Origin of the sequence: Candidatus Accumulibacter contiguus (assembly GCF_012940005.1) — a bacterium.
GTDB lineage: Bacteria > Pseudomonadota > Gammaproteobacteria > Burkholderiales > Rhodocyclaceae > Accumulibacter > Accumulibacter contiguus.
In genome coordinates this window covers 1-25,404 of the sequence record NZ_SPMX01000009.1, presented here as the reverse complement: position 1 = coordinate 25,404, position 25,404 = coordinate 1, and the positions used below count along the sequence as shown (strand labels likewise).

Genomic DNA, 25,404 nt, shown 5'->3' with positions numbered 1-25,404 from the left:
CTTGAAAGGCCCCAATGGGCAGATCCTGGATCCGCCTCGGGCTTTTTCCCGAACGGCGATCGCCGAATAAGCTAAGCAGGAAAGCGTCGTTACGGCCGCCGCCGCCGGCCCCTAGAATCGAGTGTTCAATCACGGAGAATCGAGGATGGGAGCAGGAAGGCAGCGGATGACGCCCCCGGAGGCGTTTGTCGAGACCTTGGTCGCCAACAGCTATCTGCAATTCGAAGCGCCCCACTCGTTCTTGGCCGCGATGCCTTCAAGCCGCCGAAGCGCCTGCTGGCGAAATACGCGGCGCGTAGTGCCAAAGGCTGAGCGGTGACCGACAGCGACCCGGTCGGCACACTGCTCGGCCGCGCGCGCTCTGCCCAGGCCGAGTTCGCGACCTGGACCCAGGACCGGGTCGACGCGGCCGTCGCCGCGGCCGGCTGGGCGATCATCGAGCCTGGCCGCAACCGACGCCTGGCCGAGCAGGCGGTGCGCGACACCGGCTTTGGCGCGGTCGAGGACAAGGTGCGCAAGAATCACCGCAAGACGCTCGGCCTGCTGCGCGACCTGCAGGGCGTGCGCACGGTCGGCGTCATTGCCGAGGACTGCGCGCGCGGCATGACCGAGATTGCCCGCCCGGTCGGCGTGGTGGCGGCAGTGACGCCATCGACCAATCCGGCAGCGACGCCGGCCAACAAGCTGATCAATGCGCTCAAGGGTGGCAACGCGATCATTCTCGCCCCTTCACCCAAGGGCGCCTCGACCTGTGCGCTGCTGCTCGACTTCGTTCACGCCGAACTGGTCAAGGTCGGCGCACCCCTTGATCTGGTCCAGCAACTTCCTCCCCCGGGCTCGCGGGCGATGCTGGCGAAACTCATGGCCCAGGCTGATCTGGTCGTTGCCACGGGTTCGCGGGACAATGTCAAAGCGGCTTACCAGAGCGGCAAGCCGGCCCTCGGCGTCGGGGCAGGCAATGTCGCCGCGATCGTCCTGCCCTCTGCCGACCCGGTGGTCACGGCAGCCCGCATCGCCACCTCCAAGACTTTCGACCATGCCACCAGTTGCTCCTCCGAAAACAGCCTGATTGTCGTCGAGGGCGCCTGGGAGCGGCTGTTGGCTGCGCTGCGTGCCGAAGGCGGCGTACTCGCGACGCCGGCCGAGAAGGCCTGCCTGGCCAAGGCACTGTTCCCGGAGGGCCGCCTGTCGCCCCGCCTGATCGCGCGCCCGGCGACGGAAATTGCTCGTCTGGCCGGACTCTTCGGAGCGGCGTACGAGAGTTGCCGTTTCATCCTCGTCAGCGAGGAAGGGGTGGGAGCGCAATTCCCCTTTTCCGGCGAAAAGCTTTCGCCGGTGCTCACCGTTTATCGGGTGCCGGATTTCGACGCCGCCATCGCCCAGGTGCGGCGCCTCTACGAGTACCAGGGCCAGGGGCATTCGGTCGGCATTCACGGCGCCAACGCCGAACAGCAACTGCGCCTCGGCCTTGATCTCCCGGTATGCCGGGTCATCGTGGACCAGGTGCACTGCTACGCGGTCGGCGGTTCGTTCGCCAACGGCCTGCCGTTCTCGCTGTCGATGGGTTGTGGCACCTGGGCCGGGAACAGCTTCTCCGACAACCTCAACTATCGCCACTTCCTCAACATTACGCGCATCGTGCGGCCGATCCCGGAACGGGTACCGAGTGAGGAAGAGATCTTCGGGGACTACTGGCGGCTTTTCGGCAAGTGAATGCCCACGACCATCCGGATTCCCGCGGCAGTTCCGTCCGTGGTGTCCTTGAATACCAGGCCAGAACCCATGCCGCTGCGGATTTCGTGATCGCTCCGGAAACGGGTCGCCGACTCAGCTTCGGCGATCTCCTGCGAAGTTCACGCGCCCTCGCCGCCTTTCTTGCCGCACAGGGAATTGCCGCCGGCGCCCATGTCGGGCTGCTCCTGCCCAACGGCCTGCAGGCCGTGCGCTTGTTCGTCGGCGTTACGGCCTGCGGCCGCGTCCTGGTTCCCTTGAGCCTGATTGCCCAGCCGGCGCAACTGGCCTTCATTCTCGGCCACTCCGATTGCCAGGCGGTTTTCGTGGCCCCGGAACGGGAAGAAGCGCTGCGCGCGGCGCTGGCGAGCGTTCGTCGGGAAGTACGGATGCGCCTATTCATCGTCGATCCCGACAGCGCCCTTCTGCCCGGAGAATCGGAGCAGGCGTCCTGGCCGGACCCGGAACCAGCCGCCGACGCGCCGGCGCTACTGATGTACACCTCCGGCTGCTGCAGGGCGACAGTGGCCATGCGACTGCGGCTGCTGCGGGTCGTCTGCGTTTCTGCCGCTCGGCGTCGGCACCGCTGCCGCCGGCTCATCAACGCGCCTTTGAGGAGCGCTTCGCCGTCGGCATCATCGAAACCATGGGTCTGACGGAGACTGCGGCGCCCGTGTTCACCAACCCCCTCGAACGCAGCGCGCGCAAGCTCGGCAGTCCCGGCCGCGCCTTCGGCAACCAGGCGAGGGTGATCGATCCGGACAGCGGCGTCGAGCAAGCGGTCGGCGTTGCCGGCGAGATCGTCGTTCGCGGTGAGAACGTGATGGCCGCCTACTACAAGGCGCCGGCAGAAAGCGCACGCGCCTTCACGGCCGATGGCTGGCTTCGCACCGGCGACCTTGGTTACCGCGATGAGCAGGGTTTCTATTTCATCACCGGTCGCCTCAAGGAACTGATCATCAAGGGAGGCGAGAACATCGCTCCGCGCGAGATCGACGAAGTGCTGCTGGCCCATCCGGCCGTGCTGGAAGCAGCTGCCTTCGCCATCCCGGACCCGCTCTATGGTCAGGAAATTGCCGCCGGCGTCGTGCTGAAGCCGGGCGAGGTCGGTGACGATCTGATCGCCTTCTGCCGTCACCACCTGGGGCCCTTCAAGACGCCGGCGCGGATTCTCCTCATTGAAGAACTTCCCAAGGGGCCTTCCGGCAAGGTGCAGCGCCTGCGGTTGCCGAATCTGATTGCTCAGGACAGGTGATCCGCCGGTGTCAGCGGCACTCCGGCGCGCAACGCTTGCCGGGCCAGCGAGAGCGCTACGGGCCGGGAAACCTCCTCAAACCAGGCGGGCAAGGCACCAAAATGCTTTTCGTAGGCAGACAGTGGATCGTCGAAAGATCGGTGCCACACGGGCAATTCGAGAGTGATGACCATGATGCTGCTCCTTGCTCCCCTGTGATCCGGCGTGGCCGGCTCCCGGGGAGTGCTGGAGCGAGCGACGCTTTAGCCAGAATTTGTATCCCGCCCCGGCAAGTTATCGGTTAAAGCCGGCGGTCGAGGTACATTCTCTCGGAGGCGGGGTAGCGAGGGGAAATACTTTGCACTTATGAGCTTATGAGCTTATGCGCTGTAGCGGGCGACACCGCCGCTCTTCTGTGGATGGGTGTTGTCGCACAGGTCATGCCGCAATTATCTGCGCTCGGTCGCTCCGGGGCAGGCGGTTCACTCAGGCTTGCTGCGGCGGGAAGCCGAGGGAGGCAGAAACGCGTTCTCCCCAGCGCTCGAAAGGATAGTAATCCCAGATCGCGTGGTGTTGCGTTGCCCAGTTGTCCCAGAAGATCAGCGTGTCGGGCGTCCAGTGAATGTGCGCCTGGAAGGCGAGGTGTTTCTCGACGTGGCGAAATAGCAGTTGCAGCAGGGCATCGCTTTCGGCGCGGGTCAACTGAACGACGTGCGAAGTGAAGGCAGGGTTGACAAAAAGGAACTTGCGGCCGCTGAAGGGATGACGGGCCACGACCGGGTGCTCGCTAGCCGGGAAGGTCTGGCCGGGATCCGGTTCGGCTCCGTAACCGGCAGTCCAGGCCTGGCGTCCATCGTGGATTGCCGTCAAGCCATCGAGCAACCGCTTGATTGGATCGGAGAGGGATTCGTAGGCGAGGTGCAGGTTGGTGAAGGCGGTATCACCGCCGCCGATCTCGGGCATACGGGTGACCCGCAGGAAGGAGCCCCAGATAGGCTCGGGATCGCAGGAAACATCGTTGTGCCAGGCATCGCCGGCGGTGTAACGCGAGCTGCGGCCGGTCTTCCAGGCCAGGATCTCTGGATCTTGGCTGCGCGCCGAGAGCGTGCTGTTGCCCGCCAGGAGATGCCGGTGCAGGGTGCCGAAATAGCGCGCGAAACGTTTATGGTCCTCGGCAGCGATTTTCTGGTCGCGAAAAACAAGGACGAGATTTTCCGTGATCGCCTGCCTGATCTCTGCCAGTTGCTCCGGTGCGGTTTCCTGCCGCAGGTCGACGCCTTCGATTTCGGCACCTAGCGCGGGTGACAGCGGGGTGACCTTGATCGTCCGATAGGCGCCGCGTTCAAAAGTGTTCCACTGCTCGATGGCCAGCTTGTCGTTGTAGTCCTGGTAGAAACTCATCATGATTCCTCGATATAGGATGAAGATTGGCAGAACGGCCTTGCTGCCCACCTCTTGTGCTGCACCCAGCGTTGTCGGGCAGCGGGGGCGGGGTGCGTGGGGCAGTCATGGGTCGATTTTCAGCTTGATGACTGGCAAACAGCCTGGTCTTCGGTGATGCGGGCGAGGCTCCGGCTGACCTGCTCGGCAATCAAAGCACTGACGCGGAGATTGGCTTCTCGGCTGAGTCCGGCGATGTGCGGTGTCAGCCAGACGTTGGGCAGGCCGGCCAGCGGTGAGCCGGCAGGCAATGGTTCGCGTGCGAAAACGTCGATTGCCGCGCCCGACAGATGACCGCTGCACAGGGCATCGGCCAGAGCGCGCTCGTGAACGATGCCGCCATGCGCAGTGTTGATCAGGATGGCTTGCGGCTTCATTCGGGCGATGGTTTCTCGCCCGAAAAGACCGCGGCTGGCGGCGGTCAGCGGCAGGTGCAGGGAAACGACGTCGGCCGCAGCCAGCAAGTCATCGAAGCCCACCGGTTCGATATCCAACTCTCTCCACAGCAGGGAACCAGGTGCGTGCGCCGGATCGCAGGCAATGACCCTGCAGCCGATGGCGCGGGCGAGCCTGGCGGTCAACTGACCGATAGCGCCAAAGCCGACGAGCCCCAGTGTCTTGCCAGCCGCCTGGCGGCCGCCGGCGTGATACGCGCTTGGCCATCTGCCCGAGGAGAGATCTGCCGTACGGTGATAGTCGTCGCGCAGGGTGATCAGCATCATCGCCAGAACGTATTCTGCAACCGCGCGGGCATTGGCCCCGGCGGCGGGGTGCACGGCAATGCCGCGCGCGCGGCATGCTACGAGGTCGATGTTGTCCAGCCCGACACCCAGGCGACCGATCACTTCCAGCCTCGGCGCCCGGCCGAGCAACTCCCCATCGACCCGGGTCCGGTTGCGGACGATCAGGGCGCGGACGCTGGCCAGCAGGCGGTAGAACTGTGCCGGATGGTCGAACAGTTCGGGGTCGTAATGGACCGGGAATTGTGCCCGCAAGCTCCTTACGGCCGCAGCCTCCATGAACTCGGAAATCACGACGACCGGGTCCAGTGTTTCAGCGTCAGGCATGCATCCCCCAACGTCTGACGGTACATACTTCGATGCTGCGAAAAACCAGGTTTTCCATGGCCAGACCGATCAGGATGACGGTCAGCAGGCCAGCGAACACCGACGGGATTTCCAGTTGGTTCTTGTTCTCGTAGATGAACCAGCCGAGGCCACCCGACCCCGAGCTGACCCCGAAGACCAACTCGGCGGCGATCAGCGTGCGCCAGGCAAAGGCCCAGCCATTCTTCAAGCCGGAGAGAATGCATGGGAAAGCGGCGGGAATGAGGATCCGGGTTACGTAGCGTGGGCCGACAAGTCCATAGTTGCGGCCGACCATGCGCAGCGTCGGCGAGACCGATTTGAAGCCAGCATGGGTACACAGGGCAACCGGCCACAGGACGGAGTGAATCAGTACGAAGATCAAGCTGCCAGCGCCCAGGCCGAACCAGAGCAGCGCCAGCGGCAACAGGGCAATCGCCGGCAAGGGGTTGAACATCGCGGTCAACGTTTCCAGCAGGTCGTTACCCAGCCGGGAGCCGATCGCCAGACCGGTCAGCAAGCCCGCGAGCAGGACGCCGCTGGCGTAGCCGACGAGCAGGAGTTTGAGCGTGAAGGCCGCGCGCTGGATCAGGGCTCCCGACAAGAGGCCTTCCCACAACGCTTCCAGCGTGGCGGTGAAGGTCGGGAAGAGCAGGGGATTGTCGAGGCGGCTGGCATAAGCCTGCCAGAGCACGGCGAGCACCATGAGCAACAGGATCTTGCGTAGCGCGGCGACGTTGGCGAGTTGCTCGACGAGCACGAGTGGGCGTTCACCGGCGATTGGCGGCTCGTTGAGCAATGGTGGAGCCTCAAGCGTGCCGGAGGTCGCCGGGCAGCGAGCGTCAGGCGGCATGGACCAGTTCCTTGGCAACCGGTTCGGACTCGAAAAGTTGGCGATGGATGCGCTCTGACAGGCGCAGGCCGGAAGCGTCTGCCCGATCGCTGCCGTCGCTGTGCACCAGTTTACGTACCCGGCCCGGGTGGGCCGACAGCAGGAGGATGTGGCTGCCGACCTTGACCGCCTCCGGGATCGAGTGGGTAACGAAGAGCACGGTGAAGCGCGTGTCTTCCCAGAGGCGCAGCAACTCGTCCTGCATCTGCTGCCGGGTGAGCGCGTCGAGCGCGGCGAAGGGCTCGTCCATCAGCAGGATGGCGGGCTGCATCGCCATACCGCGCGCGATGGCCACGCGCTGCTTCATGCCGCCAGAGAGGGTGTGAGGATAACTGTTGGCCGAGCCGGCGAGTCCAACCATGGCGATGTAGTGCAGCGCCCGGTCCTCGGCCTCACTGCCGCTCAGCGTTCGGCTGGCGACAAGAGCGAACTTGACGTTTTCCTTGACCGTTTTCCACGGAAGTAGCTGATCGAATTCCTGGAAGACCATCACCCGATCGGCTCCTGGTTTACGAATCGGTGTCCCGTTCAGACGGATTTCGCCTTCGACCGGAGCCAGATAACCACCAACGGCCTTGAGCAGAGTTGACTTGCCGCAGCCGGAAGGTCCAAGGACGACAAAACGGTCACCGGCATGCACCTGGAAGCTGACGCGCTGCGTAGCGGTAACGAGACGCTCGCTGGTCTTGTACTGCAGGGTGACGTCGCGAACATCGAGCAAGGGTGCGCTCATCGTCAACTGCCCGACAGATGGTGAATCTCGGGGAAGAAGAGCTCCTTCCAGCTCGCCGGCCGGTACTTGATCGTGCCGATCTTGAACAGGAAGTCGGCGTATCGCGTGATGTTCTTGGGCGTCTGCGTGAATTCGATCTGCGGATCGTTGAGTATCGCCAGAATGTCCTTCACCGTGTCCTTGTCCTTCGAATACTTGAGGTAGAACTCGGCAGCAGCTCTCTTGTCCCTGTTGATCAGCGCGATGGCCTCTTCGAACGCGGCGAGGAAGGCCTGGTAGATCTTCGGGTTGGCCTCGCGAAATCTGGTGGTGGTGTAGATCACGTTGAGGGTGGCCGGACCGCCGAGCACTTCATACGAATTGAGCACGGTATGAATGCCGGGCTTTTCCAGTTCCTGGTACTGGTAAGGTGGCGTTGTGAAGTGCGCGCTGATCTCGCTGCTGCCCGACAGCAACGCCACCAGGGCATCCGGGTGCGACAGCGTGACGGTCAGCGCATCGAGCTTGTTGTGGTTGCCTTCACCGAACAGCTTTTCGGCAGCCATCTGCAGGGTTACGGACTGGATCGAGACTTTCACGGCCGGCAGGGCAATCTTGTCCTTGTCGGTGAAATCCTTGATCGATCGGACGTTCGGGTTGCGCGTGTTGAGATACATCGGCATCGAGTTCATTGCCGTCACCAGCTTGACCTCGGACGGAGTGCCACGCGTCTTGGCCCAAAGTGTCGTCGCCGGCGCGACGCCGGCAGCGGCGAAATCGAGGCTGCCGGAGAGCAAGGCGTCATTCATCACATTGCCGCCAGCGAACTTCGACCACGTGACCTTGATCTCGCCGAGACCCCTGGCTGCGGCGTGCTTCTCCAGCAACCTGTTCTGCTCGATCTGCATCAGCGGCAGATAACTGATGCCATATTGCTGGGCAAGGCGGACTTCGGTGGTTTCGGCCTGCGCCGTGAACAGCGTGCCGAGCAGGACGATCGCTGCCAGCACACGGGAGGACAGTTGCTCTCCCGCATTCGCGGGCGAGGGGGAGATTCGTGAGTCGCTGGCGCGACTTTCACAGTAATTCGATTGGACACGGTCGTTCCTGGGGCAAGCCGCGCCATCTGGGCAGGTCGGTTTGCCCGAATCCGGACAACTTGGCGACGTTACGCTGACAACTCGGCGTACGAGAACCGTTAGGCTAGCCTCGATGACTCACCATCGACAACTGAGATGACCTTCAACACTGACTCCAAATACCCGACCCGACGCGCCTACGTGGTGAAGGTGCGCGGCGATGCAAAGCCCGATGCGCTCGCCGGCCGTATCGAGAACCTCGTTACCGGACGGCAATGTGAATTTGCGTCCGGTCGCGAGTTGCTCGAGTGCGTTGCTAGCGACCTCGACGCGACCCTCCACGAGCGGCCGTTCAATGCGGAATGCGAGTGATCGATACCGTTCAGCGTCGGCAAGGCTGCAAACGGAGCAGATTGAGGCGTATGTCGTCGAGCAGCTCAGGAATCGCTTCGGCGATTTGCTGGGAAAGTGGCCGCCCGCGTGAATGAGCGAACGCATGGATAGTGCAATCGTCAGCGCAATGGCAGGCGTGCTCGGCTCGCTTGTTGGCGGCTCGGCTGCCGTTGCGACCGCCTGGGTTACCCAGAAGACGGTCAGCCAGCGCGAGCTGATTCAGGGGGATATGCGCATGCGTGAGACGCTATACGGCGAATTCATCGCCGAATGCGCGAAGCTTCTCATCGACGCGTTCGTCCACACGCTCGACGATCCGGAGAAGCTGCTCCCACTCTACGCACTCACGAATCGCATTCGCCTCACCGCCTCGCAGCCGGTGCTCGCCGAAGCCGAACGTCTGTTGAGCCACATCACCGACCAGTACTTCTCGCGCAACCTGACGGTACAGGAGATGGGCCAACTTGCCCGCTCCGTAGGCGCCGACCCGTTGAAGGCGTTCGGCGAAGCCTGTCGCGCGGAGCTCAAGTTGATACGCGCCCGCCTGTGAATCCGCGTCGCACCTTCCGACGAAATCCCGACAGAACGTCGACGCTTCGCTGACGACTCGCGGCAACCATTCCCTTACGCTCACTGCCATGTCGAACCCAGCCAACCCCAGTATCCCATTCCGCCATTTGCGTGTACTCGCCGCGTCGCTCGCCCTCGCCCTGGCGGGGTGTGCCGCACCCGTGCTGAAGGCCTCGCTCGATGTGCCGGACCAATTCGCGGCAGCGACGGTCGCCGCAGACGAGCCCGAGGTGGCGTGGTGGGAAAGCTTCAAGGATCCCGTTCTTGCCGACCTCATCCGCCGCGCCGCACAGCAAAACCGCGACGTCAAGATCTCGGCCGAGCGGCTACGCGCCGCGCGCGCCGGAGAGACGATCAGCCGTTCGTGGCTGTTTCCGGCCGTTGGCGTCGGCGGCGATGCCTTCGATCACAAAACGAACTACGACTCGGCTCTCAAGAGCGTCGTTCCGGAAGCGGCGAATACGAAGGCGGCGCAGATCGGCGTCGGCGTGACGTGGGAAGTCGACCTTTTCGGTCGCCTGCGCGCGGGTGCCGCTGCGGCCGCGGCCGACACGCTGGCCGTCGAAAACGGCGCGCGAGGCGTGCGTCTGTTGGTGTTGAGTGACGTCGCCAGCAATTACTTCAAGCTCACCGGCGCGTTGCGCCAGCTCGAAACGGTGCGTGCAATATCGGCCGCGCAAGACGAAACGTTGCGCCTCGTAGCGGCGCGCCATCGGGTCGGTCTCGCGACGCCGTTCGACGTCGAACGCGCGCAGACGGAAGCCTGGCGGGCACGCGCAGCCATCCCGCCGCTGGAAACACTTGCCGCCGTCTCGCGGCATCGCCTCGCCGTGCTCATTGGCGGTCAGGCGTTCAATGCCGCGAGCATCAAGCCGTCGACCGTCGAAGCCACCGTTCCGCCGGCGCGTCCCGGCCAACCCGCCGCGCTGCTGCAACGCAGGCCGGACCTGCTCGCTGCGAGCGCGCAGATCGACGCCGCCAACGCGCGCCGGCAGCAGGCGATGGCGGAGTGGTTTCCGCGGCTTGTTCTCGGCGCCGTGTTTGGTCGCGAGACCATCAATCTCAATGGCGACAGTCTTGGCCCGGCGCGCTTCACCAACGTCGCGGCGATGTTGGCGATGCCGATCTTCAACGCCGGACGCACGCCAGCGATCAACGACATCGCCGAGAGTGGACAACGCGAAGCCGTCCTGCGCTACGAGGACGCGATCGCGCGCGCCTTGGAAGACGTCGAGAACACGCTGGTGGCGCTCGCCGATGAAAGGCAACGCGCGCAGGCGCTCAACAGCGCTGCGGCATCGGCCGACGCGGCGCTCGGTCGTGCGCAATCGCTGTACGACCGCGGCCAGATCGACCTCTTGCCACTCCTCGACGCGCAACGCGCGCGATTGGCGGTGCGCGTCGGAGCCAACGACGCCAACACGCAGTTGCTGCTCGACAGCGTGCAACTGTACAAGGCGCTCGGCGGTGGCTGGCAGGCGTTCGAGCCTGTCACCGACCCCGCGGCAGCCGCCAACCCGAATTCGCCTACATCATCAAACTCCGTCGCTCAATACGAGGATCCGTCGTGAATCCGTCTCCCACCCCCGCATTAGTCGTCGTCGCGGTGATCGCCGTCGCCGGCCTGTCCGCGTGTACATCGAAGCCCCCCCGCTGAAGCCCTGCGCGCCGTGCGCACCGCCGAGATCCGCTACGACAAGACGCAGGAAACGAACCGCTACGTCGGCACGGTGCAGTCGCGCCACGAAGTCAACGAGGCATTTCGCGTTGGCGGCAAGGTCGTGCAGCGCAAGGTCGATGTCGGCCAGAAAGTGCGCGAGGGGGATGTGCTGGCGGTGCTCGACGACACCGATTACCGGCTGGCGGAGGGTGCGGCGCGGCAGCAGCTCGTCGCCGTCACGACGCAGGCGCGGCAAGCGGAATCGGATCGGCGGCGGCTCGACGCGTTGAAGAGCGACGGTTCGGTGAGCGTGTCCGACGACGAGAAGGCGCAGACCGGTGCGACGACGACTTCCGCCGCGGCGGAGGCCGAGGCGAGGAAGCTCGAGCTGGCCCGCAACCGGCTGAGGTACACGGTGCTGCGCGCGTCGCAGAGCGGTGTCGTCACCGCCGTGCGCTTCGAGGTCGGACAGGTGGTGGCCGAAGGGCAACCGATCGTCTCGATCGCCAACGAAGGCGAACCCGAGATCGTGGCCGACGTGCCCGAGGATCACCTCGCCGTATTCAAGACGTCGCGTTACCAGGCGTGGCTGGCAAGCGCGCCCGAGCAAACGTTCGAGGTCGCGCTGCGCGAACTGTCGCCGCAGGCAGCGGCGCAAACGCGAACCTTTCGCGCCCGCCTGAAGCCGGTCACGCCGCGGCCGCTGCCGCTGGGTGCAACCGCCACGCTCGTCGTCGAACGGCAGGTCGGCGAAGCGCCGGTAGCCGTAATCCCGGCCTCGGCGATCACCCAGAACAAAGGCCAGCCAGCGGTCTGGGTCGTTCGTCGTGCGGGTACCGATCCGGTCGCCACCGTCGATCTGATCAACGTCTCGGTGCACGGGTATCGCAACGAGGAGGCGCTCGTGTCGGGCCCGCCGGCCGGTGAGCTCGTTGTCACCGCCGGCGTGCAAAAGATGGCGCCGGCCTTGCGGGTCGCGCTGCTGGGCACGACGCGCGGCGAAGCTGACGCCAAGCGGGCCGTGCGATGAAATCCTTCAACCTTACCGAATGGGCTCTGCACCACCGCGCCGTGGTGCTCTTCTTGATCCTGGTGATCGCCATCGGCGGCGTGCTGTCCTTCACCAAGCTCGGCCAGCTCGAAGACCCGAACTTTTCGGTGCCGTCGATGACGGCGATGGTGATCTGGCCCGGCGCGACGGCACAGCAGGTCCAGGACGAGCTGCTCAACCGGATGGAGAAGAAGTTCGAGCAGCTCGACCACTTCGAGAAGGTCAAGACCTACGCACGCCAGGGCTACGGCGCCATGCTGATCACGGTGGTCGGCGGCACCTCGCCCGCGGAACAGCAGGAGGCGTGGTACCAGGCGCGCAAGAAGTTCAGCGACATCAAGCTCGAGCTGCCCGAAGGCGTCATCGGCCCGTTCTTCAACGACGAATTCGGCGACGTGACCGGGCTGCTGTATGCCGTCAAGGGCGACGGCGTCAGCTTAGCGGAGCTTTCCGACGTATCCGAGGACATCAAACGCCGCCTGCTGAAGGTGCCGATGGTGAAGAAGATCGACATCTACGGCAAGCAGGCGAAAAAGGTCTACGTCGAGTTCTCGCACCAGCGGCTGGCCGCCCTCGGCATCACGCCGCTGGCCATCGCGGAGAGCCTCAGGAGCCAGAACAGCGTGCTCTCGAGCGGCTCGATCGACACCAACGGCGACCGGGTGCTCGTTCGCGTCAGCGGGCAGTTCGCCAATCTGGACGATATCCGCAACGTGCCGATCGCCGCCGGCGGCCGGCTGATCAAGCTCGGCGATTTCACGACGATCACTCGCGGCTACGAAGATCCGCCGACCTACACGGTGCGCCACAACGGGCAGCAGGTCCTGATGCTCGGCATCACGATGACCGGCGACGGCAACATCGTCGACCTCGGCAAGGCGATCGCGGGCGCGGTCGCCAAGCTGCAGACCGAACTGCCCTACGGCATCGAGCTCGAGCGCATTGCCGATCAGCCGACCGTCGTCACCGATTCCATCTGGGAATTCGAACGCGCGCTGCTGGAAGCGCTCGCCATCGTGCTGGCGGTCTGCCTGGTCAGCCTCGGCTGGCGCACCGGCATCGTGGTCGGCCTGGCGGTGCCGATCGTGCTCGGCGTGGTCGGCGTGGTCGCGCTGGTGATGCTGGCGATGGGCTGGAACCTGGAGCGCATCTCGCTCGGCTCGCTCATCATCGCGCTCGGCCTGCTGGTCGACGACGGCATCATCGCCGTCGAGATGATGGTGGTGAAGATGGAGGAAGGGTGGGATCGCCTCAAGGCCGCCGCCTTCTCCTACAAGGCGACGGCTATGCCCCGGCTGACCGGCGCGCTGGTCACCACCGCGGCCTTCATGCCGGTCGGCTTCTCCCAGTCGACCACCGGCGAATACGCGGGCGGCATCTTCTGGATCGTCGGCATTGCGGTGCTGTTCTCGTGGGTCGTTTCCGGGATTATCACGCCCTACCTCGCCGTCAACATGCTGCCCAAGGACTTCGGCACGCATCACCACGGCGCTGACCCGTACGACACGCCCTCTTATCGCAAGCTACGCAGGTGGATCGACGTCGCCGTCGAGCGGCGCTGGTGGGTCATCGGCGCGACCGTCGCCGCCCTCGCGCTCGCCGTCTACGGCGCACGCTTCGTGCCGCAGCAATTCTTCCCCAACAGCTCGCGGCCGGAACTGGTCGTCGAGCTGCGCCTGAAGGAAGGCGCTTCGTTCGCCGCGACGACCGAGCAGGTCAAGAAAATGGAGTCGATCCTCGCCAAGGATGAAGACGTCCGCTTCTTCAGCGCCTACACGGGCGCCGGTCAGCCGCGCTTCTATCTCTCGCTCGACCCGGAGCTGCCGAACCCGGGCTACGCAGCCTTCGTGGTGATGACCAAGGACACGGAAGCCCGAGAGCGGGTGCGCTCGCGCCTGATGGCGAGCGTCAACGAGGCGTTCCCTGAGGTTTGGGTCCGCGTCACGCGCCTTGAGCTCGGCCCGCCGGTCGGCTTCCCGGTCCAGTTCCGTGTCGTCGGTCCGGATACGCAGAAGGTTCGTTCGATCGCGCGTGAGGTCGAAGCGGCGGTCGCTTCGAGTCCCAAGGTGCGCGATGTGCAGCTCGACTGGAACGATCCGGTGCGCGCGCTGAGAGTCGACCTCGACCAGGACAAGGCGCGTGCGCTCGGCCTGGCGCCGGCCGACGTCGCCTTCGTGACCCAGACCGTAATGAACGGCGCAACGATGTCGCACCTGCGCGAGCACGAAGACTTGATCGACATCGTCGCCCGTGCGGTTCCGTCCGAGCGTCTCGACGTCGACACGCTGAAAGACGTCAATCTCTATACCCGTGAGGGGACTGTCGTGCCGCTGTCGCAAGTCGCGCGCGTGCGCTACGAGCTCGAAGAGCCAGTCCTGTGGCGGCGCAACCGCGACATGGCGATCACCGTGCGCGCGGACGTCAAGGATGGCGAGCAGGGCGTGTCGGTGACTCAGGAGATCCGGCCGCTGCTGAAGGACATCGAAGCGAAGCTGCCGTTCGGCTATCGCATCGATGTCGGCGGTGCGGTCGAGGAAAGCGACAAGGCCAACCGCGCGCTGGCGGCCGTGGCCCCGGTGATGCTGGTCACGATCCTCACCATCCTGATGCTGCAGCTTCAGAGCTTCTCCCTCATGTTCATGGTGTTGCTGACGGCGCCACTCGGACTGATCGGGGTGGTCGCCGCGCTGCTGCTGTTCCAGGCGCCGCTCGGCTTCGTCGCGATCCTCGGCATCACCGCCTTGAGCGGAATGATCATGCGCAACTCCGTGATCCTGGTCGACCAGGTGCAAGCGGAGATGGCCGAGGGCCGCGATCCCTGGAACGCCGTGCTGGAAGCCGCCGTGCATCGGACCCGCCCGGTCGCGCTCGCGGCCATGGCCACCGCACTGGCCATGATTCCCCTCACGCCGAGCATCTTCTGGGGCCCGATGGCCATCGCGATGATGGGTGGCCTCATCGTCGCCACGATCCTGACGATCTTGTTCGTGCCGGCGCTTTACGCGGCGTGGTTCAGGGTCGAGCGGGCTTCTGTTCCGAATCCTCCGATGCCGTCGGCGGCCGCCACCCCGGCATGAGGCACCGATGAACGATTGTGGAGCCCGAGGATCGCCTGCGGCTGATCCTCGGTCGCGACTCGGTATTCCTGCGGCGCGCGCTGCTCGCCGGGCAGCGCGGCCGAGCCTTCGACCGGCCAAGGATCGCCTGCGGGGCCCTTCCTTCGTACTCGTGGCGCTGCTGATTACCTTCGGCCTCGCGGGCTGCGCCACGCGTCCGGTCAATCCGCGGATCGAGCACTTCGATCCTGCGACGATGTACACGTTCCAGCGGCCTTCGGAGAACCAGGAGGATCGCCGGCATTTCGTCTTGCTTGCTTTTTCGGGCGGAGGCATGCGTGCGGCTGCATTCTCCTACGGCGTGCTGGAGACCCTGCGCGACATCGAGATCACCACCCCGAGCGGCCGCAAGGTCCGGGCTCTCGACGAAGTCGAGGTGATTACCGGCGTATCGGGCGGAAGCTTCACTGCGCTTGCCTACGGGCTCTACGGCGACAAGCTCTTCGACGATTACGAGAGGCGGTTTCTCAGGCGGGACGTGCAGGGCCAGCTGATCGCCCGCGTGCTGAATCCTTTTAACTGGGGCGCACTTGTTTCAACGGGGTGGGGCCGATCGGAGCTGGCCGCGGATCTCTACGACGAAGTGTTGTTCAACGGCGCGACCTACGCCGACCTGAAGCGTGACGGTCCGCAAATTGTCGTGAGCGCCACTGACCTGTCTGAGGGCACACGCATCGACTTCAACAAACCGACATTCGATATGTTGTGCACGGACTTGGGAGGTTTCCGCCTCGCCCGCGCGGCCGCGGCTTCCTCCGCCGTTCCGGTGGTCCTGTCGGCCATCACCATCGATAACCACGGCGGGACCTGCGATTACCGTCCCCCTGCGTGGACCAGGCTATTGCTCGACAATCCCGATCCTCCGCGACCCGCCGTACGCTCGATCAAACACTTGAATGAATTGCGAGCCTACAGCGACCAGTCGAGGCGACCCTACCTTCATCTTGTGGACGGCGGTATCTCCGACAATATCGGTTCTCGGGGTGTCCTGGATGTCCTATCGACGTTCGCCTCGCTCCACGCATTAGGCATGCCGACGCCGTTTGATCGCTTGCGCGAGGTCTTCGTTTTCGTTGTCAACTCGCTGGCAACTCCTCCCAACGACTGGAGCTTGCACGAAAACCCACCCGGCATGGTCGAGCTGCTCATTCAGACCGCTGGCGCACCGATCGATCGCTACTCGTATGACACCGTCGAGACGTTGAAGGATATGCAGGCCGGGTGGCAGGTATTACGGGTGGTGCGCACGGACATGAAGCCGATAGCGGAGGGAAATCCGAAGCTCGATTTCATCCTGCGGGCGCCGGACATCAACATCCACGTGATCGACGTGTCATTCGCCGTCCTGAAGGACTCGGCGGAGCGCGATTATCTGCACCGTTTGCCCACTTCGCTCGTTCTGCGAAGCGAAGCCGTTGATCGGCTTCGGGCCGCGGCGAGGACGGCAATCCTCGAATCGCCCGCCATTCGGGAGCTGATGAAGCAGGACATCGCGCGCATGGTCGGTAGTGGGCCGACATCGGCGGGCGCCGCGCAGATGGAGGTCGCGCCCGCGCGGGTGCCCGTGGACTAGCTGCACTGGTTCCTCCGACCCGCCACCCCACTGATGCATCGAGGCATCGTTGTCACGCGCTCTGGCTCACTTGGGAGTTGGAGTCGGTGACATCGGCCACAGCGAGATCGCGAACACGCTGCTCCCACAGTTCCCTTGCGAGGGTGAGCACCACCGGACTCCGTAGTCATGCAAAACTGGCCGTTTCGCGGCGGCCGTCCGGGCTGTATACGTTCGGGCGCGCAAGCTCACTGCGTGTTCGCAGGGGGTAGTGCCTCGGCGCCATCGAAAGCATGCTAAACGCCGCGCTGGTCGAAGTCATAAGCAGAGTGTCGGCATTGCGTCCCGATTTGGCTCGCCGGCAGGGGCCCGGACGCGGCGATGGCAGCGGTGCCGGCACGCCATGCGTGCCGAGCGTCTCGTCTGTGGCATCGGCACGGGCATTCGCCACCGAGTTCCCACGTATCGCAGACGTTTCGCTGACCACTCGGTGATTGGATGTGAGTACGCTACCCTCAGCATCACAAGAGTTCATTTGAATGGAGAAACGACCATGAACGCAACCTCAAATCCAACATCCTTGACCACCCCGACCGATGATCGAAGAGCGATTACGCCAAGCGCATCAAATGGGCCGAGCGCGCCTTCACCGAGCCAAGAGGCGCTTGAGCCAGCCGCCGCATCGCGTCAGGCAGGCGCGCTCGGCGCCCGACCCGGTCGGCGCATCGGCGACCGCGCCCTGTACGAGTCCGAATGGCTGGAAAGCGCGGATCGCATGACCAACGCCGCTATCGCCCACGCCACCGGTGGCATCTCGCCTACCTCCGTCGCGATGGACCTTTTCGGCTGGATGGCGCATCTGGCCAGTTCCCCCGGCAAGCAGTTCGAGCTCGGCCAGAAAGCCGTGCGGAAGGCGCTGCGTCTGGGGCGCTACGCCGCGACGTGTGCGGCCGACCCCGGCGCCGCGCCTTGCATCGAGCCACTGGCGCAAGACCATCGATTCGAGCATGAGGCCTGGCAGCGCTTTCCGTACAACGTCATCTATCAGGCCTTCCTTCTGGATCAGCAGTGGTGGCACAACGCCACGACCGGCGTCCGCGGAGTTTCCAAACACAACGAAGAGGCGGTCTCGTTCATCACGCGCCAAGTGCTCGACATGTTCTCGCCCTCAAACATTCCGTTCTTCAATCCCGAAATCGTGCAAACCACCCTCGCCGAGGGAGGCGCCAACCTGCTGCGCGGCGCGCAGAACTTCGCCGAGGACTTGCGGCGAGGTATCCGCGGCGAGCCGCCGGCCGGCACCGAGACATTCCAAGTCGGCAAGAATCTCGCCGTCACTCCCGGCAAGGTCGTCTACCGCAACCGCCTGATGGAGCTGATCCAGTACACGCCCACCACGGCGAGCGTTCAGCACGAACCGGTGCTGATGCAGTCGGCGTGGATGATGAAGTACTACATCCTGGACCTGTCGCCGCACAACTCACTGGTCAAATACCTCGTCGATCGCGGCCATACGGTGTTCATGATTTCGTGGCTCAACCCTGGGCCCGAGGACCGCGATCTGGGCCTGGAGGATTACCGCAAGCTTGGCACCATGGCGGCGATCGATGCCATTTCCGACATTCTGCCGGACCGCAAGATCCACGCCGTCGGTTACTGCCTGGGCGGCATTCTGCTGACCATCGCCGCGGCCGTCATGGCGCGCGACGGTGACGACCGTCTGGCCAGCGTCACCCTGTTCACCACCATGACCGACTTCACCGAGGTCGGCGAAATCAATGTCTTCATGGACGCCGGCGAGGTCACCATGCTCGAGGACATAATGTGGCAGAAGGGCTATCTCGATCACAAGCAGATCTCCGGCGGTTTTCAGTTGCTCAAGTCTGCCGACCTGATCTGGTCGAAGATGGTACGCGAGTACTACCTGGGAAATCGTGAACCGATGTTCGACCTAATGGCGTGGAACGCGGACGGCACACGCATGCCCTACCGCCAGCACTCCGAGGTTCTGCGCCGACTCTACGTCGATAACGAATTGTTCGAGGGCAAGTACATGGTCGGCGGGCGCGCCATCTCGATCAGCAACATCCACTGCCCGATTTTTGCCGTCGCCGCAGTGGCCGACCATGTCGCCCCCTGGCATTCGGTGTACAAGCTGCACCTGCAGAGCGACGCGACCGAACTCACCTTCGTGCTCACCAGCGGCGGCCATAACGTCGGCATCGTCAACGAGCCAGGCCGCCCGCGCCGCAAGTTTCAGATGGCCACCTGCAAGGAAGGCGAACGCTGCCTCGATGCCGAGACCTGGAAGGCGCAGACGCCGGTCACGCAAGGCTCGTGGTGGCCAGCCTGGGACCAGTGGCTGACGCAGCATTCGAGCGGCGGCGTTACGCCGCCGCTCATGGGCGCCCCGGACAAGGGCTATGAGCCGTTATGCGACGCGCCCGGGACCTACGTGTACCAGAAGTGACAGAACTGCCTGGGGAGATGGGCAACGGCATCGGAAAAGGCCGACGCGCTGAAGCCCTCGCCGAGACGTGCCGAATCTACGCTCCGTCGTATAGCGTACGGCCGTCCCGGCGCCGGAACCACGGTAGCCCATGATGAACTGCGATGAGAAGGAGTGACGGTCGTGACTGAAATGCTGGAGAACAGAACCTTCGATGAGATCAACGTCGGAGACGCGGCGAGCCTGACCTGGGCGCTGCAGGCAGAGAACCTTGAAACGTGGGCGGCCGTGACCGGAGACAGGAACCTGATGCGGGCATTCGACGTGGCGACCCGACAAGGCCCGGGCAGTGAAGCTACCGGCAACAGCATGTGGGTCGCGGGCTTGTTCGGAACGATTGTCGGCAACGAACTACCCGGTGTCGGCTCGGTGATCCGTTCGGTGAATCTAAGCTTGTGCGAACGGCCGCTGGCATTCGGAACCTCGGTAACCGCGACGGCCACGGTGACTTCGAAGGACGCGGCGCAGGGCACGGTGACACTGCAGTGTCGCTGCGTCGATGATCGAGGTACCGATTATGTCCAGGGCACCGTCGAGGTGGTCGCGCCCAGGCTAAAGATCAGGGAACCGCTCCGCGAGTTGCCTTCTGTTCAAGTTCGCCGGGAGGATCGCTTCCTTGAACTCCTGAGGCGCTGCGAGGGCATAGCGCCCGTCAATACGGCGGTGGTTCATCCGTGCAGTGACGATGCCCTGGTGGGGCCGATACAGGCCGCCGAGCGTGGCCTCATCAATCCGATTCTCATCGGGCCACCCGCGAAGATCCACTCGATCGCCGAGAAGGCGGGTCTCGACATCTCCGCCTACACCCTCGTCCCCGTGCAGCACAGTCACCAGGCCGCGGAGAGGGCGGTTGCCATGGTCAGGTCCGGAGAGGCTGAGCTGTTGATGAAAGGAAGCCTGCACACCGACGAGCTGTTGCACGAGGTGCTCATGCGCGACACGGGGATTCGCACGGAGCGACGGCTCAGTCACTGTTTCCTGCTGGCGGTGCCGACCTACGCCCGTCCCTTCATTCTCACGGATGCCGCCATAAACATCGCCCCGGATCTGATGGCGAAACGCGACATCTGCCGGAATGCCATCGATGTTGCGCATGCCATGGGAATCGCGCAACCGAAGGTCGCCATCCTGGCGGCGGTGGAGACCGTCAATCCGACAATGCAGGCGACGATCGATGCCGCAGCCCTGTGCAAGATGGCCGATCGCGGCCAGATCAAGGGCGCGATCGTAGACGGTCCGCTCGCCTTCGATAACGCCGCGGACGAGGGGGCCGCCCGCACCAAAGGCATCGTCTCAGCGGTGGCCGGCAAGGCCGACATCCTCGTCGTTCCGGACCTCGAGGCCGGCAACATGCTGGCCAAACAACTCACCTTCATGGCCAATGCCGAAGCGGCCGGCATCGTGGCAGGTGCCCGCGTACCGATCATCCTGACCAGCCGCGCCGATAGCGTGCAAACGCGCATGGCCTCGTGCGCCGTCGCAGCGCTGCTCGCCGACGCGAGGCGTAAGGGCATGGCTGGCCTGAAAGACGGAGACTAGATGCCATGACAAACGCCATCCTGGTTTTTAATGCGGGCTCTTCCAGCATCAAGTTTGCCGGCTATGCACAGACCGGGTCAGCGGAACTCGAGCTGCTGGGAAAGGGGCAGGTCGAAGGGCTTCGCACCGTGGCTCGCTTCGTCTGCGACAGTCCCGCCGGAGAACGGCTTGCCGAGCACAGGTGGTCGGGGCCGGTCAGTCATGCGCTGGCGCTGGATTACGTGATTCAGTGGATCGAAGCGAACGCGCCCAATATCAAGGTGACGGCGGCTGGCCACCGGGTGGTCTTCGGTGGCACGAGCTACACGGCGCCGACGCGCTTGTCCGATCAGGTCGTGGCCGAGCTCGACAGGCTGATTCCGTTCTTTCCGCTGCATCTGCCGCACAACCTGGCCGCCATCCGCGCTCTGGCGGAGCAGCATCCGACGCTGCCCCAGGTCGCGTGCTTCGACAACACGTTCCACCACACCTTGTTGCCCGTGGCCCAGTGGTTCGCCCTGCCACGCCGAATGTTCGAGCAAGGCATCCGCCGCTATGGCTTCCACGGTTTGTCCTACGAATACATCGCGACGAGGCTGCCGGAGTATGTGCCTGCCGGCTCACGTGTCGTGGTCGCCCATCTCGGGAGCGGCGCCAGCATGTGTGCGCTGCGCGATAGCCGGAGCATCGAGAGCACGCTCGGATTCAGCGGGCTCGATGGTCTTCCCATGGGAACGCGCCCAGGAGCGATAGATCCCGGCGTGCTGCTGTATTTGATGCAAACCCAGGGTATGGACGCCAAGGCGATCGAGAAGCTTCTCTACACCGAGTCCGGTTTGCTCGGTGTGTCGGGCATCAGCAATGACATGCGCGATCTTCTGACCAATGACGATCCCCGGGCCAGGGAGGCGATCGAGCTCTTCACCTATCACATCGCCAAGCAACTTGGAGCGCTCGCCGCGGTGCTCGAGGGATTGGATGCCATCGTATTCACTGCAGGCATCGGCGAGAAATCGCCGGAGATCCGCAAGCTGGTCTGCCAGCGTGCACGGTGGCTCGGGGTACGGCTGGACGAGGAGGCGAATGCAAGAGGTGGCCCGAGAATCAGCACTGCGGACAGTTCCGTGTCGGCTTGGGTCATCCCCACCGATGAGGAGCGAATGATCGCCATCCACACGCAGCGTACGCTCGCGACGCGTGGATAGGCTTGGGTTCCATGAGTTAATATTTTTGAGGAGAATGAGTGATGACACAACTGACTGCCACTGAACAGTTTTTTGAAGACCTCAAGGAGGATGTCAAAGGTTCTGCGGGCCCCCTTGAAGGCAAGAAGGCCTTGATCGTCGGCATCGCCAACGATCAGTCCATCGCCTATGGCTGCGCGCTCGCCTTCCGTGCCTTCGGCGCGGATATCGCGATGACCTATCTCAACGACAAGACCCAGAAGTACACACAGCCGCTGGCCGATCACCTCGGTGTCGGTCCGGCCCTGTATCTACCCTGCGACGTGCGCGTAGAGGGGCAACTGGAGGCTGTGTTCGAGGCCATCGGCAAGACCTGGGGGAAACTCGACATTGCCCTGCATTCCATCGCCTTCGCGCCGCGCGAGGATCTGCATGGCCGCGTTACCGATTGCTCGCGCGACGGTTTCCTGACCGCGATGGATGTCTCCTGCCACTCGTTCATCCGCATGGCTAAGCTGGCGGAGCCACTGATGAAGGACGGTGGAGCACTATTCACCATGAGCTATTACGGCGCGGAGAAGGTGGTCGAGCATTACAACGTGATGGGGCCCGTCAAGGCCGCGCTCGAGGCATCGGCACGGTACCTGGCGGACGAACTGGGACCGAAAGGAATTCGCGTCCATCCGATATCACCCGGCCCGATCCAGACCCGCGCCGCAACGGGAATCGATCGCTTCGACGAGTTGATGGAGACTGCCGCGCAACGCGCCCCCAGCCGCATGCTGGTCACAATCGAGGATGTAGGCATGGCGACGGCATTTCTCGCTTCGGATTTCGCGAAGCTCATTACCGGCGACACCATTCATGTCGACGGCGGTTACCATATCGTCGGCTGAGGGAAGAAGGGCCACGCAGCAACGCCGTGCTTCTCAACGGTCGCGAGAAGTGATCAAGCTCCGTAACACAACGGGTGTAACGATTCGCGCGACCCGCCCGGACGACAGGGAACGCTTGGTGAAGGCGTTTCGAGGGTTGGATCCCCGATCGATCTACCTGCGGTTCCTCTTTCACAAGAAAGTACAGTTCGAGGCAGATGTGCTCGCTGAGAACACGCCCATGCTGAACGTATTGCGCCACGGCGGTCTGTTTATGACCGAAAGTGAAGAGGATGACATCGTGCATGCGACGCTGTATCTCGCAAGGCTGGCATACCGAACTCGAGAGTGAACCTGGCCACGCGCTCCGCCGTGTAGGGCGCCTCAGACCCCTATTGCCCACCATACATCACCGCAGCAGCGCGAGTGGGTGATTGCAGAGCTGGACTAATGAACCAGGATCTCCTGATGGTGCTGGAGCGCGCGACGGTGCACTACCAGCCGATTATCGATCTCGATACCGGCGCTATTGCGGGTTTCGAAGCGTTGTTGCGGACCGTCGACGGCGACGGCAATGCGGGTTCGATCGACCCGGTCATCGAGCAGATCGAAAGCGATCCAGTGGTGCTCGATCGCCTGATGCGGCGGTTGCTAGGCATGATCAGTCGCGACGCGGTGCCACTGTGCGAACGCTACCCCGCTTTTTACGTCGGCGTGAACGTACCGCCGGCGATACTCGGCGCGAGAACGGCGCTCGGCGAGCCGGCGATGCGTGTCATGCTCGCTGAATTTGCCCTGGAACCCTATCTCGGCCGTCTTGTTTGCGAGATAACGGAGCGGCAGGCGCTCAGTGCGCAAGGGCGCGCCGCGCTCGAACTCGCGCGGCAGGTCGGGATCCGACTCGCGGTAGATGATGTCGGCACCGGGCACAGCGGCATTGCGCAAATGCTCGGCCTCACCATCGATGTCCTGAAGCTCGACCGCTCGCAGGTCGTGCTGCTGACCAAGGACGTGACAGCCGAGCGGCTAGTGCGGGACGAGGCGCTGACGCTGCTCGATCGCGTCGGCCTGGCCATGGACGAGGGCAAGGTCCTCGCACGCGCAACGCCGAGCGAATTCTTCGGCCGGCCCGAGCATCCGCGGCTGCGACAGTTCCTGTCGGACATCCGGACGCCATTCCCGGACGCGGCGTGAGCGTGGTGAATGACTAAGGGTCCGGCTGTTGCAGGAACCCCCGATCAGGAAAGCCATGACCGATTCCCTCCCTTACAGGGCGCATTCCGGCTTGCACGCCGGAATCGCTCGATGGGCACTTTCCATTGCGCTACAACCACAAGACCACAGGTTCGTTCAGAGAGAGCGGAATTCCTTCCCTACGAGATCGACTTTCGTGCCAAGCTGGCGGCGAACGGAAACGGACACTCGCTGTTCGATGGGCTGGAGCAGCGGTTGTATCAAATCTGCACGTGTTTGCCCGATAAACGACTGCCACTGAATGTCATTCGGAACCTCGATCGCCACTTTGACGCCCAGCTCGTGAATCTGATCGATGAGATCTTCGAGAGGTTGGGCCGATGCGAGAAGCAGGCGATCGAACTTGACGATGTCAGGTTGCAGCGCGCGCACCAGGGAAAGATCAATGGAACTTCGTCCAAAACCGCTGAGGGTGATGCCGTAGCCGCGTTGCCGGTAACTGACGACAGCCCGCGTGAAGTGATCCACGTTTTTCAATCCGTCGGCATCGAGTTCGAGCATGATCTGTTGGGGGGGGAAGCCCGCAAGCGCGGAGAATCCCTTCGAACGCGAGGCCATGGTCGGTCGGCACGCTCATCACGTGGCGCCGGTTCACCTTGAGGAGAAGCGTGCTGCGAAGCGGGTGGGTGAGGTAGTTGAGGGTGTGCAGAGTTCGCACCAGACGATCGACGTAGACGAATTCCTGGTCATCCGCTGGAAGAACGAAGACAGCATCCGGGCTGACCGGGTTACCCGTACTCAGGCCATACACGCGCAAGGCCGCCGCATGTCCAAAAAATGCCCTGGGAAGCGGTGGCGGTGATGGGAAGAAAAATTGATTCGAGGGCCAGATTGGCGACATGGACGAACGCACTTCCATCGCCCGAGACTCGAAACCTGGAAGCGAAACGTCCAGCAGGCAGCTGCTTGGTGTACTGGTTATTCAGATAACGAACGAGATCGGTCAGTGGCATCGGTCTTACTCCAGGAAATAATGTGGCAAGAGGATCTGGTGCGGGAAATGTCGGCGTGGAGCGAGATACACATGACAGCTACCTCCGGGGTAATTGATGGAGATCGGATGAAAAACTGTAGGACAACCGGCCATCCCGACAAACAATTTCTTTATCATTTATTTATCGGGCCGGAGTGATAAGTAAAGACATAAAACATCGTTTCCAAATGCTGGGGCACGGCCTATTCTGACAGATCAGGGGTAACCGTTTAGCCCCCTACGACATATACCAACTATGCTGCAGTGGTTGCAAGCGAGGGATGGTTTGGCTATGGTATCTCACCAGTGAGCGGGTAATCGTGTTCGTGAGGCAAGTGAGTGTACCTGAGCGACTTTGATCTTCAGCAGTGGGATGAGCAGAAGCTGATGGCGTTACCGGCGAAGCAGAAAGATGGCTTGCTGGTGAAGTTGCTGTGGGATTTGAAAGAGGCGCGGGAGCGGCTCAAGGCGAACTCCCAGACCAGTTCTCGGCCACCCCGCAGTGACCCTCCGTGGCACAGCACAAACTCGTGGGGATGAGGATTCGGAAGCGGCCGGGGAGGCAGATGGTGCGGT

Annotated in this window: 23 protein-coding genes and 1 pseudogene; 16 read left to right on the top strand and 8 right to left on the bottom strand. The window is 63.5% G+C overall.

What is annotated here, in order from left to right:
* Positions 1–315 precede the first annotated feature (315 nt).
* Genes sauS through E4Q08_RS24405 form a run of 3 tightly spaced genes read left to right on the top strand, consistent with a single transcriptional unit; the run spans position 316 to position 2,986 of the window.
* Entirely contained in the window at positions 316–1,713 is a 1,398-nt protein-coding gene (gene sauS, locus E4Q08_RS04235) for an acylating sulfoacetaldehyde dehydrogenase (protein WP_169069461.1), read from the top strand.
* Positions 1,710–2,387 (top strand): AMP-binding protein, encoded by a 678-nt coding sequence (locus tag E4Q08_RS24410; protein WP_308240058.1) that lies wholly within the window; start codon positions 1,710–1,712, stop codon positions 2,385–2,387. The genes sauS and E4Q08_RS24410 overlap by 4 nt, the downstream gene beginning before the upstream one ends.
* Positions 2,288–2,986 carry an AMP-binding enzyme gene (locus E4Q08_RS24405; protein WP_248594694.1) on the top strand — a complete coding sequence of 233 codons (699 nt, stop codon included), beginning with the start codon at positions 2,288–2,290 and terminating at the stop codon, positions 2,984–2,986. Before E4Q08_RS24410 ends, E4Q08_RS24405 begins: the two co-directional genes overlap by 100 nt.
* Here the strand turns inward: E4Q08_RS24405 and E4Q08_RS04225 are convergent.
* From E4Q08_RS04225 to E4Q08_RS04200, 6 genes are all read right to left on the bottom strand, one after another.
* Positions 2,974–3,159, bottom strand: a complete 186-nt coding sequence (locus E4Q08_RS04225; protein WP_169069460.1) for a hypothetical protein — start codon at positions 3,157–3,159, stop codon at positions 2,974–2,976. The genes E4Q08_RS24405 and E4Q08_RS04225 overlap by 13 nt on opposite strands.
* A gap of 292 nt (positions 3,160–3,451) precedes the next feature.
* The gene (locus E4Q08_RS04220; RefSeq protein WP_169069511.1) at positions 3,452–4,366 is read right to left on the bottom strand and encodes a TauD/TfdA dioxygenase family protein; all 915 of its coding nucleotides are present in this window, start codon (positions 4,364–4,366) and stop codon (positions 3,452–3,454) included.
* A gap of 119 nt (positions 4,367–4,485) precedes the next feature.
* Positions 4,486–5,472 (bottom strand): hydroxyacid dehydrogenase, encoded by a 987-nt coding sequence (locus tag E4Q08_RS04215; protein WP_169069459.1) that lies wholly within the window; start codon positions 5,470–5,472, stop codon positions 4,486–4,488.
* Positions 5,465–6,343 (bottom strand): ABC transporter permease, encoded by an 879-nt coding sequence (locus E4Q08_RS04210; RefSeq protein WP_169069458.1) that lies wholly within the window; start codon positions 6,341–6,343, stop codon positions 5,465–5,467. Before E4Q08_RS04210 ends, E4Q08_RS04215 begins: the two co-directional genes overlap by 8 nt.
* Positions 6,333–7,115, bottom strand: a complete 783-nt coding sequence (locus tag E4Q08_RS04205; protein WP_169069457.1) for an ABC transporter ATP-binding protein — start codon at positions 7,113–7,115, stop codon at positions 6,333–6,335. Before E4Q08_RS04205 ends, E4Q08_RS04210 begins: the two co-directional genes overlap by 11 nt.
* Before the next feature lie 2 nt (positions 7,116–7,117).
* Positions 7,118–8,104 (bottom strand): ABC transporter substrate-binding protein, encoded by a 987-nt coding sequence (locus E4Q08_RS04200; RefSeq protein ID WP_308240057.1) that lies wholly within the window; start codon positions 8,102–8,104, stop codon positions 7,118–7,120.
* Between the two features lie 225 nt (positions 8,105–8,329).
* Between E4Q08_RS04200 and E4Q08_RS04195 the strand changes: the two genes are divergently transcribed.
* The 12 genes and pseudogenes from E4Q08_RS04195 (at position 8,330) to E4Q08_RS04140 (ending at position 23,795) form a co-directional block, all read left to right on the top strand.
* On the top strand, positions 8,330–8,545 hold the full coding sequence (locus tag E4Q08_RS04195) for a hypothetical protein (RefSeq protein WP_169069456.1): 216 nt from the start codon (positions 8,330–8,332) through the stop codon (positions 8,543–8,545).
* 124 nt (positions 8,546–8,669) lie between these two features.
* On the top strand, positions 8,670–9,116 hold the full coding sequence (locus E4Q08_RS04190; protein ID WP_169069455.1) for a hypothetical protein: 447 nt from the start codon (positions 8,670–8,672) through the stop codon (positions 9,114–9,116).
* 88 nt (positions 9,117–9,204) lie between these two features.
* A complete protein-coding gene (locus tag E4Q08_RS04185) occupies positions 9,205–10,707 on the top strand; it encodes an efflux transporter outer membrane subunit (RefSeq protein ID WP_169069454.1) in 1,503 nt (500 codons plus the stop codon).
* Between the two features lie 35 nt (positions 10,708–10,742).
* A pseudogene (locus E4Q08_RS04180) lies at positions 10,743–11,826 on the top strand (efflux RND transporter periplasmic adaptor subunit).
* Positions 11,823–14,924, top strand: a complete 3,102-nt coding sequence (locus E4Q08_RS04175; protein WP_169069453.1) for an efflux RND transporter permease subunit — start codon at positions 11,823–11,825, stop codon at positions 14,922–14,924. The pseudogene E4Q08_RS04180 and the gene E4Q08_RS04175 overlap by 4 nt, the downstream one beginning before the upstream one ends.
* A gap of 151 nt (positions 14,925–15,075) precedes the next feature.
* Positions 15,076–16,536: a patatin-like phospholipase family protein gene (locus E4Q08_RS04170; protein ID WP_169069452.1), complete on the top strand. Its 1,461-nt coding sequence runs from the start codon at positions 15,076–15,078 to the stop codon at positions 16,534–16,536.
* 532 nt (positions 16,537–17,068) lie between these two features.
* Positions 17,069–18,985 carry a PHA/PHB synthase family protein gene (locus E4Q08_RS04165; RefSeq protein WP_256435953.1) on the top strand — a complete coding sequence of 639 codons (1,917 nt, stop codon included), beginning with the start codon at positions 17,069–17,071 and terminating at the stop codon, positions 18,983–18,985.
* Between the two features lie 171 nt (positions 18,986–19,156).
* Positions 19,157–20,563: a bifunctional enoyl-CoA hydratase/phosphate acetyltransferase gene (locus E4Q08_RS04160; protein ID WP_169069508.1), complete on the top strand. Its 1,407-nt coding sequence runs from the start codon at positions 19,157–19,159 to the stop codon at positions 20,561–20,563.
* 5 nt (positions 20,564–20,568) lie between these two features.
* Positions 20,569–21,747, top strand: a complete 1,179-nt coding sequence (locus E4Q08_RS04155) for an acetate/propionate family kinase (RefSeq protein WP_169069451.1) — start codon at positions 20,569–20,571, stop codon at positions 21,745–21,747.
* Positions 21,748–21,788: 41 nt separating this feature from the next.
* Entirely contained in the window at positions 21,789–22,622 is an 834-nt protein-coding gene (fabI, locus tag E4Q08_RS04150; RefSeq protein ID WP_169069450.1) for an enoyl-ACP reductase FabI, read from the top strand.
* Between the two features lie 49 nt (positions 22,623–22,671).
* Positions 22,672–22,953, top strand: coding sequence for a hypothetical protein (locus E4Q08_RS04145; protein WP_169069449.1), 282 nt, complete (start codon positions 22,672–22,674; stop codon positions 22,951–22,953).
* 116 nt (positions 22,954–23,069) lie between these two features.
* Positions 23,070–23,795: an EAL domain-containing protein gene (locus E4Q08_RS04140; RefSeq protein ID WP_169069448.1), complete on the top strand. Its 726-nt coding sequence runs from the start codon at positions 23,070–23,072 to the stop codon at positions 23,793–23,795.
* Between the two features lie 156 nt (positions 23,796–23,951).
* Here E4Q08_RS04140 and E4Q08_RS04135 read toward each other — a convergent pair whose 3' ends face one another.
* Together E4Q08_RS04135 and E4Q08_RS04130 are read right to left on the bottom strand one after the other, a co-directional pair.
* Positions 23,952–24,413 (bottom strand): EAL domain-containing protein, encoded by a 462-nt coding sequence (locus E4Q08_RS04135; protein WP_256435952.1) that lies wholly within the window; start codon positions 24,411–24,413, stop codon positions 23,952–23,954.
* Between the two features lie 170 nt (positions 24,414–24,583).
* Positions 24,584–24,808, bottom strand: coding sequence for a hypothetical protein (locus tag E4Q08_RS04130; RefSeq protein ID WP_169069446.1), 225 nt, complete (start codon positions 24,806–24,808; stop codon positions 24,584–24,586).
* A gap of 359 nt (positions 24,809–25,167) precedes the next feature.
* On the opposite strand from E4Q08_RS04130, the gene E4Q08_RS04125 reads away from it, so the two are divergent.
* On the top strand, positions 25,168–25,368 hold the full coding sequence (locus E4Q08_RS04125; protein WP_169069445.1) for a hypothetical protein: 201 nt from the start codon (positions 25,168–25,170) through the stop codon (positions 25,366–25,368).
* The last annotated feature ends 36 nt before the right edge of the window (positions 25,369–25,404 follow it).

Coding starts and splice junctions, on each gene's coding strand:
- E4Q08_RS04225 (WP_169069460.1), bottom strand. CDS start 3,159: ATGGTCATCACTCTCGAATTGCCCGTGTGGCACCGATCTTTCGACGAT.
- E4Q08_RS04220 (WP_169069511.1), bottom strand. CDS start 4,366: ATGAGTTTCTACCAGGACTACAACGACAAGCTGGCCATCGAGCAGTGG.
- E4Q08_RS04215 (WP_169069459.1), bottom strand. CDS start 5,472: ATGCCTGACGCTGAAACACTGGACCCGGTCGTCGTGATTTCCGAGTTC.
- E4Q08_RS04210 (WP_169069458.1), bottom strand. CDS start 6,343: ATGCCGCCTGACGCTCGCTGCCCGGCGACCTCCGGCACGCTTGAGGCT.
- E4Q08_RS04205 (WP_169069457.1), bottom strand. CDS start 7,115: ATGAGCGCACCCTTGCTCGATGTTCGCGACGTCACCCTGCAGTACAAG.
- E4Q08_RS04195 (WP_169069456.1), top strand. CDS start 8,330: ATGACCTTCAACACTGACTCCAAATACCCGACCCGACGCGCCTACGTG.
- E4Q08_RS04190 (WP_169069455.1), top strand. CDS start 8,670: ATGGATAGTGCAATCGTCAGCGCAATGGCAGGCGTGCTCGGCTCGCTT.
- E4Q08_RS04185 (WP_169069454.1), top strand. CDS start 9,205: ATGTCGAACCCAGCCAACCCCAGTATCCCATTCCGCCATTTGCGTGTA.
- E4Q08_RS04175 (WP_169069453.1), top strand. CDS start 11,823: ATGAAATCCTTCAACCTTACCGAATGGGCTCTGCACCACCGCGCCGTG.
- E4Q08_RS04165 (WP_256435953.1), top strand. CDS start 17,069: ATGAACGCAACCTCAAATCCAACATCCTTGACCACCCCGACCGATGAT.
- E4Q08_RS04160 (WP_169069508.1), top strand. CDS start 19,157: ATGCTGGAGAACAGAACCTTCGATGAGATCAACGTCGGAGACGCGGCG.
- E4Q08_RS04155 (WP_169069451.1), top strand. CDS start 20,569: ATGACAAACGCCATCCTGGTTTTTAATGCGGGCTCTTCCAGCATCAAG.
- fabI (WP_169069450.1), top strand. CDS start 21,789: ATGACACAACTGACTGCCACTGAACAGTTTTTTGAAGACCTCAAGGAG.
- E4Q08_RS04140 (WP_169069448.1), top strand. CDS start 23,070: ATGGTGCTGGAGCGCGCGACGGTGCACTACCAGCCGATTATCGATCTC.
- E4Q08_RS04135 (WP_256435952.1), bottom strand. CDS start 24,413: ATGGCCTCGCGTTCGAAGGGATTCTCCGCGCTTGCGGGCTTCCCCCCC.
- E4Q08_RS04130 (WP_169069446.1), bottom strand. CDS start 24,808: ATGCCACTGACCGATCTCGTTCGTTATCTGAATAACCAGTACACCAAG.